The organism is Actinomyces faecalis, assembly GCF_013184985.2.
GTDB lineage: Bacteria > Actinomycetota > Actinomycetes > Actinomycetales > Actinomycetaceae > Actinomyces > Actinomyces faecalis.
The window spans coordinates 791,471-806,788 of sequence record NZ_CP063418.1 but is presented as its reverse complement, the minus strand read 5'-3'; the positions used below and the strand labels follow the sequence as shown (position 1 = coordinate 806,788).

The following is a 15,318-nucleotide window of genomic DNA, read 5'->3' as shown; positions in this document are numbered from 1 at the left end:
AGCGCGCCTGACCGCCGCCAGCCTGGGGCGAACAGCGCGCCCACGCACTAGTCCTCCTCCCCCTCACATGACACGATCGAGCCATGACTGACACCTCTGACATCATCACCCCCACCGAGACGAACTCCGTGTGGGCCCAGCGCACCGGCACGCGCCAGTACCTGGCTCACAACGCGCGCGGCGGTGAGGTCCGCGTGGGGACGGGACCGGGTGAGCTCTCCCCCGGCGAGCTGCTCAAGATAGCCCTGGCCACCTGCAACACCCTGTCTGCCGACCACCGGCTGGCCAAGGCGCTGGGCGAGGAATTCGAGGCCAATGTCATCTGCGCCTCGATCAAGAACGAGGATGAGGAGCGCTACTCCGATCTCGATGTCCAGATCATCACCGACCTGTCCTCCCTGACCGCTGAGCAGCTAGCCACCCTGCACCAGCGGGTCGAGAGTGCGATCGAGCGCGGCTGCACCGTGGGTCATACGATCGAGAAAGGTGCTGCTGTGCGCCTGCACCTGCTGGACGACAAGGACTGAGGACGAGCACATGTCAACCCGGCTTACCGTCTTTGAACGAGCGCTGGACAAGGCACTTGAGCTGCCCGCGCGTCGCATTGAGGAAAACGTTGCGCACATGCGCCGGGAGTACCCCGGTGCCGATGTCGCTGAGCTCGCGCGCCGTGCTGCTGACCGCTTCCGCACCGAGTCCGGGCTGACCTCCGGGGCGGTGGGTGCCTCGGCGGCCTTGCCGGCGGTCGGCACCGGTACCGCAGCGGTGCTGACGGTCGGGCAGACCACGGTCTTCCTGGCTAGCGCGGTCAAGTACGTCCTGACCGTCGCTGAGCTGCAGGGCATGCGCGTGGTTACACCAGACAAACGGCGTGCACTCGTGCTCTCGGCGCTCCTGGGCCAGGACGGCGCCGAGGCCATCCAGGGGTCCCTCGGCCTGTCCACCCTGTACTGGGCGGCGCAGTCCCTGGCGCAGATGCCGATGCCCACCGTGCGCTCGATCAACGCCCAGCTCGTCAAGCGACTGGCCAGGCACCAGGCCGTGCGCGGCGGCGCCCTGGTCCTGGGGCGTCTTCTCCCCTTCGGGATCGGCGCCGCCATCGGGTGGAGCGGCGGACGCGCGCTGGCCAACCAGGTGATCGAGGGCGCTCAGGCGGCGCTGGGCCCCGCACCGCTTGATACCGACGACGTTGAGGTGATCGAGGCATGACGGCACCGTCCACGGGTACGGCACCTGTTCCGAGCGGATACCCGAGCCTGGAGCGGATGGGGCTCAAGGCTCCCGACGGCGTCGACGTCGCCTACGAGGACCTGCTGGCAGAGGTCCTGCTCGACGGAACCCCCAAGGGTGACCGCACCGGGACCGGTACCCGTTCCCTGTTCGCCCGCCAGCTGCGTTACGACCTGTCACAAGGCTTTCCTCGGATCACCACCAAGTTCATCGCCATGAAGGCGGTCAAGGGCGAGCTGCTGTGGTTCCTCCAGGGCGCGAGCAACATCGCCTGGCTGCGTGAGCACGGCATCACCATCTGGGACGAGTGGGCGGACGAGCACGGTGAGCTCGGCCCGGTCTACGGTGTCCAGTGGCGCTCGTGGCCCTCGCGAGAGAGCGGGGCGATCGACCAGATCACGCAGTTGATCCACACCCTGCGGCACGACCCGGACTCACGCCGGATGGTGGTCTCGGCCTGGAACGTCAGCGAGCTGGACCGTATGGCGCTGGCTCCCTGCCACGCCTTCTTCCAGTGCTACGTGGCTGACGGCCGACTGAGCCTACAGGTCTACCAGCGCAGCGCCGACCTCTTTCTCGGCGTGCCCTTCAACATCGCCTCCTACGCGCTGCTGACCCACATGCTCGCGCAGCAGACGGGTCTGGAGCCCGGTGAGCTGGTGTGGACCGGCGGCGACTGCCACGTCTACGACAACCACGTCGATCAGGTCCGCCAGCAACTGGCCCACGTGCCCCAGGCCTATGCCTTCCCCACGCTGCGGCTGCACCAGGCCGAGTCCATCGACACCTACACGATGGAGGACATCGACGCCTCAGCAGGCTACGAGCACCACCCTGCGATCAAGGCTCCGGTGGCGGTGTGAGCATCCACGACGTCGGGGCGATCTGGGCCCAGGACCGCAGCGGCATCCTGGGTGCCCGGGGCGGCATGCTGTGGCGCGTGCCCGCTGACTTCCGCCATTTCAAGGCCGCGACCCTGGGTGGAGTGGTCATCATGGGCCGCACCACCTGGGACTCCATTGGCGCTGCCCTGCCCGGGCGACGCAGCATCGTGCTCACGCGCCAGCCAGGGTGGTCTGACGCCTCGGCCCTGGTTATGAGCGATCTTAGGCAGGCGGTCCAGGCTGCCCGGGGGGCGCTTCCTGACCTGGGGCCTGACCCACGCGACCAGCGTGACCAGTGGCTGCCACGTGTGTGGGTGATCGGTGGAGGACGTGTCTATGACCAGGCCCTGTCCCTGGGGCTGGTTGACACGGCTGTGGTCTCGACCCTTGACCTTGACGTGCGTGTTCAGGCAGGCCAGGACGCGGTACACGCTCCCCTGCTCACACCCGCTCACTGGCACCTGGATAAGTCCCGTTCTGACCCAGCGGGCTGGTGGCGTCCGGTTTCAGGGGACGCGGCCTGGCGGGTTGACCACTGGGTTCGTCACGAAAGCGCAAGCTGAAACTAGAACGTTAGAGTCCTTTTCTACAGTCTTTTCTACGTCACTTCAGCATTTCACCTGGATGCCATCTAGACTTCCCTCATTTTCCTTCAATTCACTACTAGAACGTCATAGTCTCCTTCCGTCATCACGGACCGCACTGGAGCGGTCACCGGAGACAGGAGTTCAGACATGACAACCCCTCTCATCTCAATCGCCTTGGTCGGTGCAGGACGTATCGGCAGCCACCACGCCCGAGCCGTCACTGCCGAGGTCCCCGGGGCGAGGATCTCAGTCGTCGTCGATCCTCGCGAGCAGGCGGCCCAGCATCTGGCTGAAGAACTCGGAGCCCGCCCGGTCAGCACCCTGGAGGAAGCGCTAGCTGATCCCGGCCTTGACGCCGTCCTCATCACAACTCCCGCCGCCCTGCACGCAGACGCTATCGTGGCCGCGGCCCAGGCTGGCAAGCACGTCTTCACCGAAAAGCCTCTGACCACCACGATCGAGGACGCCCACCGTGCCATTGACGCCTGTGCACAGGCAGGAGTACGTCTACAGGTCGGCTTCAACCGCCGCTTCGCCCCCGGATTCGCTGCTGCCCGCGCGGCGGTCGACGACGGCCGCATCGGTGCCATCCGCCTCATGCGCTCCCTTACCCGTGACCCAGGGCCCTTTGCCGCCGACCCCAGCCGCATCCCCCAGTGGACCATGTTCCTGGAGACCCTCATCCATGACTTCGACACCCTCCTGTGGCTCAACCCCACCGCCGAGGTCCTCACCGTCTCCGCCGTGGCCAATGCCTTGATTCGCCCAGAGGCCAAGGCTGATGGATTCATCGATACCGCCCACGTCACCCTCACCTTCGACAACGGCGCCGTCGCCACCGCTGAGGCATGTTTCGAGGCGCTCTACGGCTATGACGTGCGCGGGGAGGTCTTCGGTTCCGGCGGTATGGCTATCGCCGGCAGCGGCCGCGAAAACGACATGACCTACTTCGGTCCCGAAGGTGCTTCCTGGGCAACATCCCGGATGGACACCGACCTGCTTCACAGCGCCTACGTCGCGGAGCTCACGGCCTTCATACGTACCGTGCGCGGCGAGCAGCTCCCGGTCCCTGGCGCTGAGGACGGCTTACGTGCCCTGCGTGTGGCACACGCTGCCATCGCCTCCGTCATGCAGTCCCGTCCCGTCGAGCTGTCGGAGGTGGCCAAGTGAAGGCTTTCACCCTGGCGGCATGCGCCGAGATGATCTACCTGGACAAGCCCTTCCTGGAGCGCACGACGGCGATCGCCGACCACGGTCTGGCAGTGGAGATCTGGGACTGGACCACCAAGGACCTTGATGCCCTGGCTGCCCAGCGCACCGACGGCGTACACGTGGTCTCCATGACCGGATACATCCAGGGAGACCTCACCACGGATGACGGGACCTGTCAGCTCCTGTCCACGGCACAGGAGTCCCTCAAGGCTGCTGAGAAGCTGGAGTGTCCGGTCCTCAACTTCCACGGCACAGGCCTGGGTGAGGGTGGAATCCCCGTCGTCGCCAACGCTCACCCCACACCCAGCGACTGGCTGCGAGCCGCAGACACATGCCGCCGTCTGGCCGATCTCGGGGAGCGCGAGGGACGCGTCTTCACCTTGGAAAACCTCAACCTCCCGGTGGACCATCCAGGTACTCCTTTCGCCCTCGCGGCGCACACGCTCGCGCTCGTGGCCGCTGTGGACTCCCCCTACCTGAAAATGAATCTGGATCTTTACCACGCCCAGATCGGCGAGGGGAACCTTATCGAGACCTGCCGGGAGAGCCTGCCCTATATCGGCGAGCTCCAGGTCGCCGACGTCCCTGGCCGTGCCCAGCCCGGAACCGGCGAAATCAACTACCGCGCCGTGGCCCGCGCCCTTGCTGACATGGGGTATCGAGGCAATATCGGTATGGAGGCCTGGGCGACCGGAGACGGGCCGGACGGCTCCACCGCGGTCTGCGACGCCGCGCTGGAGGAATTCGTGTCGACCTTCACCGTGGAGGTGGCCCAATGAGCCAGCATCCTGCAAGCCAGTACTCCCAGCTCAGTGCGCTGACCCACGAGCAGATCTCCGCCGCGGTCGATGCCACACCTCCATCGGGCAAGCGCCGAGGAATCGCTGCCCTGGCAGCCGTGGCCACCATTGGTTCCCTCTTGTTCGGCTACGACACCGGCGTCATCTCCGGCGCCCTGCCGTACATGTACATGCCCTTCGCAGCTCGCGGCCTCCAGCTGACCGCGCTGGAGGAGGGCGCTATCGGAGGAGTCCTCCTGGTGGGGGCCGCCTTCGGCGCCTTGTTCGGAGGGCGTCTGTCTGACCGGTTCGGACGGCGCCACAACATCACGATGCTCGCCATCATCTTCTTCTTTGGCGCGCTCGGCACAGCCCTGGCCCCCAACATGTGGGTCATGTACCCCTTCCGCTTCGTCCTGGGGCTGGCGGTCGGAGGGGCCTCGGCGACCGTCCCGGTCTACCTGGCCGAGACGGCCCCCAAGCGCATCCGTGGCTCGATCGTGGCCGTCGACCAGCTCATGATCATCACCGGTCAGCTGCTGGCCTACACCACTAACGCCATCATCAACTCCGCCAACGGCGGTCCGCAGCTGACTATTGATGCTGACCCCTCAGGCACCCTGGCACCAGGTACCTATCTCTACGACGACATCACGGCGCTGGCCGCATCCAACGGCGGCTCCATGAGCGAGGCTGACTACCACGCCTTCCTCGACCAGCTCATGATCTCGGCAGGCAACGGCATGACGTGGCGCTACATGCTCGTCATCGCCTCGCTGCCCGCCATCGCCCTGTGGATCGGCATCCGCCTCATGCCGGAGTCCTCACGCTGGTACATTGCCAAGGAACGCCTCTATGACGCCATCGGCGCCCTCAAGCGTGTGCGCCACGAGTCCAAGGACGGCCCCCTGGTTGATGAGATCATCGACATGGTCGAGGCACGCCAGCACGAGCAGGACAGTGTCCGGGCCAAGGGTCTGGGATACGTCCTTGCGACCCCGTGGCTGCGCAAGCTGCTCCTGGTCGGTATCTTCCTGGCGGTTATCAACCAGACCACCGGTGTCAACACCGTCATGTACTACGCGCCCAAGATCCTCTCCTACGCCGGCATGGGAACATCCGCGGCCATCACCTCCCAGGTCGCCAACGGCGTGTTCTCGGTGGTCGGAGCAGCGATCGGCATCTGGCTCGTGGGGCGTCTGCCCCGGCGCACCATCCTCATCTTCGACGTCATCGCCGTCGGGGTAGTCCTACTGTCCATCGCCGCCACCTTCCAGTTCGCCATCGCCCCGCACATGAGTACAGGCACGACCCCGCCATCGTGGGCAGCTTTCCTCGTCCTCGCCCTCATGGGGGTGTTCATGCTCGTTGTTCAGGCCACGAACGGCTCAGTCGTGTGGACCATGATGGGGGAGATCTTCCCTGCGGACGTACGCGGTGTGATGAACGGGGCAGCAGTGTTCTGCCTGTGGATCACCAACGCCATTATCACCTGGACCTTCCCCGCCATGATAGAGGGGCTGGGTGGGGGCCTGACCTACACCTTCTACGGGGTGCTCAACCTCGTGGTGGCACTCGTCCTGTTCAAGATTATGCCTGAGACCAAGGACAAGTCCCTGGAACAGATCGAGCTGGAGATGGAGGCCCGCTACTCCTAGGCAGCAGCCGGGAGGGTGGATACCTCTGCCCTCCCGGCCATGTAACGTTCCGGCACAGGTGGAGCACTAGAGCGGAGGAACACACATGTCTCGTGGCCCCAGCGGCAAGGTCACCCTTGTCGACGTCGCCCGTGAGGCCAACTGCTCGGTCTCCCTCGTGTCCATCGTCATGCGCGACGCGCCCGGGGCCTCTGAGCAGACCCGGGCGCGCGTGCGCGCTGTGGCGGACCGCCTCGGCTACCGTCCTGACCAGCGTGCCCGAGGACTGCGCCGCCAGCGTTCCGGACTCATCGGCGTCACCTTCAACGTGCTCCAGCCTTTCCATGCCGACCTCGTCGAAGGTCTTTACCAGGCCATTGACGACACGGACTACCAGCTCGTCCTGGGCGCCGTGGTCGCGAACACCGACGACATCGCGGCCGCCGAGCCCCTCCTCCAGGACCGCTGCGAGGCGCTCATCCTCCTGGGGCCAACCGTATCCACCTCCCGGGTGGCCGCCCTGGGATCCGAGGTGCCCGTCGTCGTGGTCGCCCGTCCCATGGCGTCGCAGAGCATCGACATCGTGCGGATCGATGACCGCGGTGGCATGAACCAGCTGGTCCGTCACCTTCATGACCTCGGCCATGAACGCATCATCCATGTCGACGGTGGTCGCGCCCCGGGCTGCGAGGAACGTGTGGCCGGTTACCGCGAGGCGATGCACTCGCTCGGGCTTGGTGACAAGGCCCAAGTTCTGCGCGGGGGCCTGAACGAGGAGGACGGCCAGCGGGCTGCCGATGATGTCCTTGCCATGCAGCCGCGTCCGACGGCGGTCATGGGCTTCAATGACCGCTGTGCCTCCGGCATCGTCAGCCACCTGGTTACGGCCGGGCTCAGCGTACCCGCAGACATCTCCGTCACCGGGTTCGACAACTCCCGTCAGGCGAGCCGCTGCATCGTCCCCTTGACCACCATCGCTCAGGACACCCGCCTCATGGCCCGCACGGCCCTGGAGCGGGCGATCGGGCGGGCGACCAACCGTTACCTGCCCACCGAGCAGGTCCTCGTGCCAAGCCTGGTCACCCGCTCCTCCACCTCCTCACCACGCTAGCGCCATCCACGATACCAACAGCGTGCACGCTCCGCACCGCCTCACCTCCTCGTGCAAGCAGCAACGGTCTCGTCCCCTCGCGCTCCCACGTTCTGCCTGCCGCTCAGGGACGGCTATGGTGGCGCGGTGCCCGAGCCCAGTTCCATCCCACCGTGCCCTGATGCCTCAGGGCAGCAGAGACGTTCCCCATCACACACGCTGACCTCTTCGACCACACTGCGCGCGCTGCTGGTCATCGTCCTGTTCACTTACGTGGCGCAGAACATGCTCAATGTGTCGATCGCCCCGCTGGCCCGGGCGCTGGACCTGGCTGAGTGGGTGGTGGGGCTGGCGGTCTCAGCGGCAGCATTGTTCGTCACCATGCTCTCCCAGTTCTGGGGCCGACGCTCAGTAGCCTGGGGACGACGGCGGGTGCTCCTGACCTCCCTCAGCCTCGCCCTGGTGGCCGGTTGCCTGTTCAGCGCTGCCGTGGGCTTGCGCTCGGCTGGTCTGCTGGGCGCCGCCGTAGCCTCCGCCGCGATCGTGGTGGCCCGCGGTCCCTTCTTCGGCTCGGCAGTCGCCGCCATCCCTCCCACGGGCCAGGCGCTCATTGCCGAGATCACTCCCGATGAGGCCAGCCGCGTGCGCGGCATGGCGGCGTTCTCGGGGTCGGTCCAGCTCTCGATCATGATCGGCTCGGTGGTCTCCTCCGCCTTGGCGGCCTGGTGGATCTTCGCCCCGGTCCACGCCACACCCTGGTTCGTTCTCATCTCGCTGCTGGTGGCGTGGCGGTGGGTGCCGCGTGAGGACAGTACCTCCTCCCGGCCTGCGGCCGCACCCTCCCCCAGGGACCGCCACGCGCTGCCTCCTTACGTGTCCTGGCGGGACCCCCGGATCACACCCTGGATGGGGGCCGGCATTGGCATGTTCTTCACTGCGGGGGTCGTCCAGATCACGATGGGATTCATCGTCCAGGACCGCCTGGGTCTTCCTGCGCAGTCTGCCGTGTCACTGACCGGTCTCATGCTCCTGGCCAATGCCGCTGGGGCCATGGCGACGCAGCTGCTGGCGGTCCCTCGCCTGGCCTGGTCGCCTGTCCGCCTGCTGCGGACGGGGACGGTGCTGGGCTTGACGGCGCTGGCGGCCTTGTCGTGGGCCCCCTCCGCCTGGGCCCTGGCCACCTCGACCTTCGTCCTCGGTACAGCCTCAGGGCTGACTGGCCCGGGCTTCACCGCAGGAGGCTCCTTGGCGGTCTCCCCCGCCGAGCAGGGCGGCGTGGCCGGGGTACTCAACGCAACCGGCTCGGTGACGTGGATCGTCGCCCCGGTGACGGCGACGGCGCTCTACGGCTGGAAGCCCCTGGCACCCTTCATGCTTGCGCTGTCTATCTTGCTGGTCTCGACCCTCGTGGCCTGGGCGCGCCTGGGCAGAGCGCGGCCTGCCAGACGCGTGTGAGGGCCGTGACGATACCGCTGGGGCGTACCCGGCGTGTGCTGGCTGCGTGTGCACACACCTGTGGGGCCCAGCCGCATTGCGGCTGGGCCCCACAGACCGGACAAGGAGGCCGTGTCACCAAGCCTCACGTGCCTACGTTCAGGAGTACTTCTCCTCGAAGTGACGCTCCAGGGACTCCAGCGAGTGCCCGAAGGTCTCAGGCAGGTAGCGGAAGTAGAAGATGAGCGTGACCAGGTTGATGCCTGCGAAGACGAAGAAGGTATTGCCCTGAACGGCCTCGATGAGGTTGGGGAAGGCGAAGGCGACGATGACGTTGCCCATCCAGTTGCAGAACACGGCAACACCGTTGGCCAGCCCTCGCACCCGCATCGGGAACATCTCGGAGAGCATGAGCCAGAAGGTCGGGCCGATGAAGCACTGCATGGAGAACAGGAAGGTGAGCATGAAGAACAGCACCATGAGGCTGCGCACCATGGACTCGGGGGCCAGGAACATCGAGCCCAGTGCCAGGAGCGAGACGACAACGCCGAACTGACCGATGAGCATCATGCGGCGCCGTGGAAGGCGCTTGAGGAAACCGATACCGATGGACACCGCGACCACCGAGACCACACCGTTGGCGATGGTGGCTACCAGGGCGGCCTGGGTCCCCAGGCCCGTGGTCTGCAGGATGGTCGGTGCGTAGTACATGATGCCGTTGACGCCGGTCAGCTGGGACAGGGCCGCCAGACCGATGCCGATGAGGGTGATCTTCCGGATCCAGGGCACGCGCAGGTCCGACCAGGAGCCGTTGCCCACGCTGCGCTCCTCCTCAACGCGGCGCACGATGTCACGTCCTTCGGTCTCAACCTCGTCTGGCATACGCACCTCGTTGAGGACCTCCCACATCTCCTGCACCCGGCCCTTGTTGGCCAGCCAGCGTGGGGACTCCGGCAGCAGGTGGATCCCGATCCACAGGCCGATGGCCGGTAGAGAGGCAATGACCAGCATCCAGCGCCACACATGTGCCTGGGGCCAGGTAACGGCGATGAAGGCGTTGAAGGAGTAGGCCAGGAGCTGACCGGTGACGATCATGAGCTCATTGCGGGCCACCATGGTCCCACGGATGCTGACTGGAGCCATCTCAGACAGGTAGACCGGCACGGTGGCACTCGCGCCCCCAACTGCCAGGCCAAGGAAGAAGCGGAAGCCCACGAGCACGCCATAGTTGGGGGAGACTGCACAGCCGACGGCGCCGAGCAGGAAGATGACGGCCACCATCATGATGTTCTTCTTGCGCCCGTAGCGGTCGGACAGCCGGCCGCCGACGATGGCACCAAAAGCGGCTCCCAGGGTCAGGGAGGAGGTAACGATGGACTCTTGGAAGGCGCTGAGCCCCAGGCCTCCCTCCTCTGCCGCCATCTTGAGGAAGGGTAGTGCTCCCGAGATCACGCCGGTGTCGTAGCCGAACAGGAGACCACCAAGGGTGGCGATGGTGCGGATGGTGAGCAGACGCTTGTCAACTCTCTCCTTGACCCCACCACCCGAGCCTGCGCCGCGTGGGGCCCCAGATGACGTCACAGCAGCCATCACGCCCTCACCTCCACGCTGAAGGCGCGGATGAAGTCATCCAGCGCCGTCTCGGAGTCTGCGGAGGCGAAGGCCTCCATGGCCACGGTGCCACGGAATCCCATCTCGGCTAGTGCCGTGGCCACACCGGCATAGTTGATCTCACCGGTTCCGGGCTGGGCGCGGCCGGGCACGTCAGCCACCTGGATCTCTCCAATCCATGGCAGGGCGGCGCGGCAGGCCTCGATGAGGTTTCCCTCGCCGATCTGGGCGTGGTAGAGGTCCAGGTTCAGCCGCAGGTGGGGAGAGTTGACGGCGCTGACCAGAGCCAGGGTGTCACTGGCCTTGGCGAACGGGGTCCCGGGGTGATCCACGGCCGTGTTGAGGTTCTCCAGCTCGAAGACACGTCCTTCGCGTTGGCCAAGCTCAGCAAGGCGGGCGCAGGTGTCAACGGCCCGCAGCCAGTCGCTGGGTGTGGGGTGGGCGTTGGCAACCACGGGGATACCGCCCTCTCCCAGACCGGTGCCGTGGAAGTTCAGACGTGGGCACTCCAGCTTCTCAGCTGCCTTGAGTGACTCCTCCGCGGTTGCCAGGAGCCGGGAGACGCCCTCGTCGGTGGTGAGGTCACCCTGAAGGTAGCCGGTCATTGAGTCGATGTGGACGCCATCGGCCCGACGAGCTGCCAGGGCATCAAGGTCCTTGGTGGACCAGTCCCAGATCTCGACCTTGAGACCGCGGGCGGCGATGGCCTCCACTCGCTCCATGAAGGGGCGCTCCAAGAAGATCATCTCGGAGCACGCCGCCAGCGAGAAGGCGTTGTTGGTGGGGACGGTGACGGGGCTCATCGGGCGATCTCCTTGATGGCGACGGTGCGGTTGTCCTGGATGGAGCGGATGGCGGCATGGGCGATCTGCAGTGCCTTGACGCCGTCGGCACCGGTGGGGACAGGTAGCTCAGCGCCATTGATGACCTGGGTGAAGGCGGAGAGCTCTCCAACGTAGGCGCTGTGGAGAAGATCGGTGTCCGCGCGGGAAGTGTCATAAGAGACTCCGGCCGGTCCGTAGTAGTCCATGTTGCTGGTACGTGGCGAACCTGCTGTTGCCATGCCGCCGTCTCCAAAGACCTCACCACGCACGTCATAGCCGTAGGTGGCGCTGAAGCTCGCTTCCGCGGTGGCGAAGGCCCCGTTGTCGAAGCGCAGGGTGACCACAGAGGTGTCCAGGAAGCCGGACTCACGCGCCTGGGGGCGAATAAGGGCGTCAGCGTGGGCGGTAACCTCCGTGACCTCGGCACCGGGGTTGAGCCAGCGCAGCGTGTCAAAGTCGTGGATGAGGGTCTCCAGGAAGATGGTCCACGCCGGAGTGCGTGCCGGATCCCCGCTGTAGGGGCCGGGGTCGCGGGTCAGGGAGCGCAGGAGCTGGGGGGTGCCCACCCGCCCGTCATCGACCGCCTGACGGGCTGCGATGAAGCCGGGGGCGAAGCGCCGGTTGAAGCCGACTTGGAGGACGACCCCTGCCTGGCGGGCCGCCTCCACGCACTCGTGGGCCTCATCAAGCTCGGTGGTGATGGGTTTTTCAGTGAAGACGTGCTTTCCCGCCTGCGCGGCGGCGACGATGAGATCACGGTGGAGGGCAGCGGGCGTGGTGATGACGACGCCGTCAATGTCCTCAGAGTCGATGAGCGCCGTGGCATCTGACTCAGCCCGCGCCCCCAGGGGCTGGGCAAGGGCCTGGGCCGCCTGCTCACGAGGATCGACGACGGCGACGAGTTGGGCAGTGGGAACATCCAGCGCGATGGCACGGGCGTGGTGGGTTCCAATGCGTCCGGCGCCGATCAGGGCGAGCCGGACGGGGGAAGCAAGAGACACGATGACTCCTTCGTCAGGTCATATCTGGTAGCAGCATCGCCACCTGGCGACGAGAGGAAACTAGCACGTTGCAGACTGATTGCGCTCCTACCCTCATCTTCTCTCAAGATAGATGGCGACTTTCGTCTGTTATTAAGCGAATTTTTGTTCTCAAAGTTTCGTAAGAACGTTCTAGATTTTTAACTCTTCTAGGCCGTCAGCAGTGCCATTACCTCCTGCACGGGTATCACGTGTGGCGGAGCGCGGACCACACGACCGCGGCGCCAGCCAGGAGGGGGAAGCGGTTCCGTCCTCGCCCTCCACGAACGGGCCAGTCACCCGCACACGAAGCACGTTCCACGCCGCGCAACCCTTCCCTCACCTCTCACCACAGATCGCCACTTTTTCCTTGATTCTCAACAATCTACTGCTTGCAACCTATGCCAGAACGTTCTAGATTCCTCACGCATCCGCTCTCCAGACACCACACAGAGGCCCTATGCCCACCCCACGCAAGAGTGCTGTGACCCTCGTCGATGTGGCACGCGAGGCCAACTGCTCGGTCTCGCTAGCCTCCATCGTCATGCGCGACGCCGCCGGAGCCTCCCAGGAGTCCCGACGTCGTATCAAGGCAGTGGCCAAACGTCTGGGCTACCGTCCTGACCAGCGGGCCCGGGCTCTACGCCGATCCCACTCCGGACTTATCGGAGTCACCTTCGGCGTTCACCAGCCCTTCCACGCTGAGCTCGTTGAGGGCCTGTACGCCGCCGCCCAGCACACCGAGCACGAGCTGGTCCTGTCCGCGGTGGTACCCGGCATCGATGACCGCCGGGCAGCAGAGACACTGCTGCGCGACCGGTGCGAGTCACTCATCATGCTCGGCCCGCAGCTGGGCACCGCCCGTCTTCGCCTGCTGGCCGACGAAGTCCCTGTGGTGACGGTTGCACGCCCGCTGGAGTCCAAGGATGTCGACGTCGTCAGAGTCGACGACGCTGGCGGGATGGCCCTGGCGGTGGACCACCTCGTGTCGCTAGGCCACTCACGGATCGTCCACGTCAATGGCGCCCAGGTCCCCTCCTCCGTACAGCGGGAGGCTGGTTACCACCAGGCCATGGCGCGCCACGGCCTGGCAGAGCACGGCGAGATCCTCCATGGAGGCCTGGAGCGCGAGGATGGATTGAGAGCCGCCGCCGAGCTGCTGGAGCGCTCCGCACCACTTCCGACGGCGGTCGTCGCCTTTAACGACCGCGTGGCCTCGGGCCTGATGCAGGGGTTGCTGACAGCTGGGGTGGACATTCCAGGGCGAGTGAGCGTTATCGGCTTCGACAATGCCCGCCGATCAGCCTCGGCGCAGGTGCCTCTGACCACCATCGATCAAAATGCCCCGCTCATGGCCAAGATGGCACTGGACAGGGCGATCGGCCGCGCGGCACGCGAATACCTACCCAGCGAGCAGATTCTCGTCCCTCGCCTCGTGGAGCGCGCCTCAACAGCCGCACCCACCCGCCACTGATCCCTGGGCTCAGCCCACCAGCTCGTGCTCGGTCAGCCACTCCTTGGCGATCACCGCGGAATCGAGCCCGTCAACGGTCGACCGACTGTTGAGCGTGCGCAGCTCCTGGAGGCAGCTCGGCGTGCAGCAGGACCTGGGCCTCACTCATCCCACAGGCGCGCGCCCCGTCAACAGCCTCAGGATCAGCAGACCCCACGGCCGTGTACGCGCTGGTCAGGATACTGGGCAGGGACAGGACGACCAGTGCGAGCAAGGGTGCGCTCAGCCCGATGCCCAGGGCCAGCGCGAAGAGCGTGACCAGTCCGAGGGTGGGCAGGGCGCGTGCTGCTCCTGACAGGCCGCCCCCGCCCGGTATGGCCGACCCAGCAGCCCAGAGGCAGGCCAAGGAGGCTGGCCAGCGTGAGCGTGACCAGGGTGTAGCTCACGTGCTGGGCCAGCAGGACCGCGATACCCAGGGCGCCGGACCAGTGCGCGGGCTCGCACAGGTACTCCAGAGCGTGCAGGAGGCGGCTCACCTGCCCCTCACCCCGCTCTCGGCGTGCACCAGCTCGCTGACGGCGTGCTTGTGCGATGAGGGCGTGCCCAGAAACGTCTGCCGGCACGCCGCCTCGACACAGGCACGCCGCGATGAGTTGAATGCACGCCCCAACCACCAGAACACGCCGCCTCGCATCTAGGTGGTCGTCCGGCTCACCGGAACCTCTCGTGTCGTACCCGCTTCCCCAAGGCCGATGGCCAGGCCCTAGGAGCCTGCGTGCCCTGGAGGAGGCAGGTGTCGCGGAGGAGAACCGCCTGTCAGCCTCTAGCCCCTCACCTGCTCCCTGGCCCTGCCGGGGCCCGTGTAGGGTTCAGGTGCCCGCGACCTGACGGCGCAGCACACCCGGAGGAGAACCTCGTGACCGCTCCTGAACGCATTACCTCGGCGCTGCGCCGAGCCATCCGCCAGGGTGAGCTCGCTCCAGGCAGCCTGCTGCCCCAGGACGAGCTCGCCCGACACTTCGAGGTGTCTCGTAACCCGTTGCGCGAGGCCTTGGCGGTCCTGGCCGGCGAGGGCCTGGTGGAACTGCGGCCCGGACGCCGTGCCGTGGTCCGGTCCCTGACGCCCGCTGAGGTGGCCGAGCTCTACGACCTCCGTATCGCCGTCGAGCCGACGCTGGCCGCTCCGGTGGTCGACGCCGCCTCTCCCCGCTCGCTGACCAGCCTGCGCGCGCTCGCCGCGGCCACGCAGACAGCCAAGGAGCACGGCGACTGGCTGGAGGCGAATTACGAGTTCCACCAGGCGCTGTACACCCTGGCCGAGCGCCCTCGCACGCAGGCGCTGTGCGTCCAGCTGCTAGGAGCCTCTCAGCCCTACTCGGCGCTCAACATCGGCACGCTCGGCGGGCGGGCCAAGGCTGACGACGAGCACCGCCAGATGATCGAGGCGATCGACCAGCGCGACCCCGCCAGGCTGGCCGGTCTCTTCTGCCAGCACCTGCGCGACGCTCGTGACGCCCTGCTGGCCTCTATGGCTGACTAGGAGCCGTAGACGCAGGTG

The 15,318-nt window shown here is 66.3% G+C and carries 15 protein-coding genes; 11 read left to right on the top strand and 4 right to left on the bottom strand.

Features of this window, described 5'->3' with window-relative positions; translation table 11 throughout:
- Nucleotides 1-83: 83 nt before the first annotated feature.
- The 9 genes from HRL51_RS03295 to HRL51_RS03255 all read left to right on the top strand — a co-directional run bounded on the left by HRL51_RS03295 (nt 84) and on the right by HRL51_RS03255 (nt 8,874).
- Entirely contained in the window at nt 84-527 is a 444-nt protein-coding gene (locus HRL51_RS03295; protein ID WP_172119533.1) for an OsmC family protein, read from the top strand.
- Between the two features lie 10 nt (nt 528-537).
- The gene (locus HRL51_RS03290) at nt 538-1,209 is read left to right on the top strand and encodes a hypothetical protein (protein WP_172119532.1); all 672 of its coding nucleotides are present in this window, start codon (nt 538-540) and stop codon (nt 1,207-1,209) included.
- Nucleotides 1,206-2,093, top strand: coding sequence for a thymidylate synthase (locus HRL51_RS03285; protein ID WP_172119531.1), 888 nt, complete (start codon nt 1,206-1,208; stop codon nt 2,091-2,093). Before HRL51_RS03290 ends, HRL51_RS03285 begins: the two co-directional genes overlap by 4 nt.
- Nucleotides 2,090-2,677 (top strand): dihydrofolate reductase, encoded by a 588-nt coding sequence (locus tag HRL51_RS03280; RefSeq protein WP_413228062.1) that lies wholly within the window; start codon nt 2,090-2,092, stop codon nt 2,675-2,677. Before HRL51_RS03285 ends, HRL51_RS03280 begins: the two co-directional genes overlap by 4 nt.
- Nucleotides 2,678-2,848: 171 nt before the next feature.
- A complete protein-coding gene (locus HRL51_RS03275; RefSeq protein ID WP_172119530.1) occupies nt 2,849-3,871 on the top strand; it encodes a Gfo/Idh/MocA family oxidoreductase in 1,023 nt (340 codons plus the stop codon).
- On the top strand, nt 3,868-4,692 hold the full coding sequence (locus HRL51_RS03270; protein WP_244960234.1) for a TIM barrel protein: 825 nt from the start codon (nt 3,868-3,870) through the stop codon (nt 4,690-4,692). Before HRL51_RS03275 ends, HRL51_RS03270 begins: the two co-directional genes overlap by 4 nt.
- On the top strand, nt 4,689-6,350 hold the full coding sequence (locus HRL51_RS03265; RefSeq protein ID WP_172119529.1) for an MFS transporter: 1,662 nt from the start codon (nt 4,689-4,691) through the stop codon (nt 6,348-6,350). The genes HRL51_RS03270 and HRL51_RS03265 overlap by 4 nt, the downstream gene beginning before the upstream one ends.
- 85 nt (nt 6,351-6,435) lie before the next feature.
- A complete protein-coding gene (locus HRL51_RS03260; protein ID WP_172119528.1) occupies nt 6,436-7,440 on the top strand; it encodes a LacI family DNA-binding transcriptional regulator in 1,005 nt (334 codons plus the stop codon).
- Nucleotides 7,441-7,638: 198 nt separating this feature from the next.
- Nucleotides 7,639-8,874: an MFS transporter gene (locus HRL51_RS03255; RefSeq protein ID WP_172193391.1), complete on the top strand. Its 1,236-nt coding sequence runs from the start codon at nt 7,639-7,641 to the stop codon at nt 8,872-8,874.
- A gap of 138 nt (nt 8,875-9,012) precedes the next feature.
- Here HRL51_RS03255 and HRL51_RS03250 read toward each other — a convergent pair whose 3' ends face one another.
- From HRL51_RS03250 to HRL51_RS03240, 3 genes are read right to left on the bottom strand one after another with little or no spacing between them, the layout of a single operon-like run.
- Nucleotides 9,013-10,443, bottom strand: coding sequence for a sugar porter family MFS transporter (locus tag HRL51_RS03250; RefSeq protein WP_172193373.1), 1,431 nt, complete (start codon nt 10,441-10,443; stop codon nt 9,013-9,015).
- Nucleotides 10,443-11,267, bottom strand: coding sequence for a TIM barrel protein (locus tag HRL51_RS03245; RefSeq protein ID WP_172193371.1), 825 nt, complete (start codon nt 11,265-11,267; stop codon nt 10,443-10,445). The genes HRL51_RS03250 and HRL51_RS03245 overlap by 1 nt, the downstream gene beginning before the upstream one ends.
- Entirely contained in the window at nt 11,264-12,289 is a 1,026-nt protein-coding gene (locus tag HRL51_RS03240; protein ID WP_172193369.1) for a Gfo/Idh/MocA family oxidoreductase, read from the bottom strand. The genes HRL51_RS03245 and HRL51_RS03240 overlap by 4 nt, the downstream gene beginning before the upstream one ends.
- Before the next feature lie 478 nt (nt 12,290-12,767).
- Here HRL51_RS03240 and HRL51_RS03235 point away from each other — a divergent pair, with 478 nt between their 5' ends.
- The gene (locus HRL51_RS03235) at nt 12,768-13,781 is read left to right on the top strand and encodes a LacI family DNA-binding transcriptional regulator (protein WP_244960233.1); all 1,014 of its coding nucleotides are present in this window, start codon (nt 12,768-12,770) and stop codon (nt 13,779-13,781) included.
- Between the two features lie 70 nt (nt 13,782-13,851).
- Here HRL51_RS03235 and HRL51_RS03230 read toward each other — a convergent pair whose 3' ends face one another.
- Nucleotides 13,852-14,166, bottom strand: a complete 315-nt coding sequence (locus tag HRL51_RS03230) for a hypothetical protein (RefSeq protein ID WP_172193368.1) — start codon at nt 14,164-14,166, stop codon at nt 13,852-13,854.
- Between the two features lie 510 nt (nt 14,167-14,676).
- Between HRL51_RS03230 and HRL51_RS03225 the strand changes: the two genes are divergently transcribed.
- A complete protein-coding gene (locus tag HRL51_RS03225; RefSeq protein WP_172119523.1) occupies nt 14,677-15,300 on the top strand; it encodes a GntR family transcriptional regulator in 624 nt (207 codons plus the stop codon).
- The last annotated feature ends 18 nt before the right edge of the window (nt 15,301-15,318 follow it).

Coding starts and splice junctions, on each gene's coding strand:
- HRL51_RS03290 (WP_172119532.1), top strand. CDS start 538: ATGTCAACCCGGCTTACCGTCTTTGAACGAGCGCTGGACAAGGCACTT.
- HRL51_RS03260 (WP_172119528.1), top strand. CDS start 6,436: ATGTCTCGTGGCCCCAGCGGCAAGGTCACCCTTGTCGACGTCGCCCGT.
- HRL51_RS03275 (WP_172119530.1), top strand. CDS start 2,849: ATGACAACCCCTCTCATCTCAATCGCCTTGGTCGGTGCAGGACGTATC.
- HRL51_RS03285 (WP_172119531.1), top strand. CDS start 1,206: ATGACGGCACCGTCCACGGGTACGGCACCTGTTCCGAGCGGATACCCG.
- HRL51_RS03295 (WP_172119533.1), top strand. CDS start 84: ATGACTGACACCTCTGACATCATCACCCCCACCGAGACGAACTCCGTG.
- HRL51_RS03235 (WP_244960233.1), top strand. CDS start 12,768: ATGCCCACCCCACGCAAGAGTGCTGTGACCCTCGTCGATGTGGCACGC.
- HRL51_RS03265 (WP_172119529.1), top strand. CDS start 4,689: ATGAGCCAGCATCCTGCAAGCCAGTACTCCCAGCTCAGTGCGCTGACC.
- HRL51_RS03245 (WP_172193371.1), bottom strand. CDS start 11,267: ATGAGCCCCGTCACCGTCCCCACCAACAACGCCTTCTCGCTGGCGGCG.
- HRL51_RS03250 (WP_172193373.1), bottom strand. CDS start 10,443: ATGGCTGCTGTGACGTCATCTGGGGCCCCACGCGGCGCAGGCTCGGGT.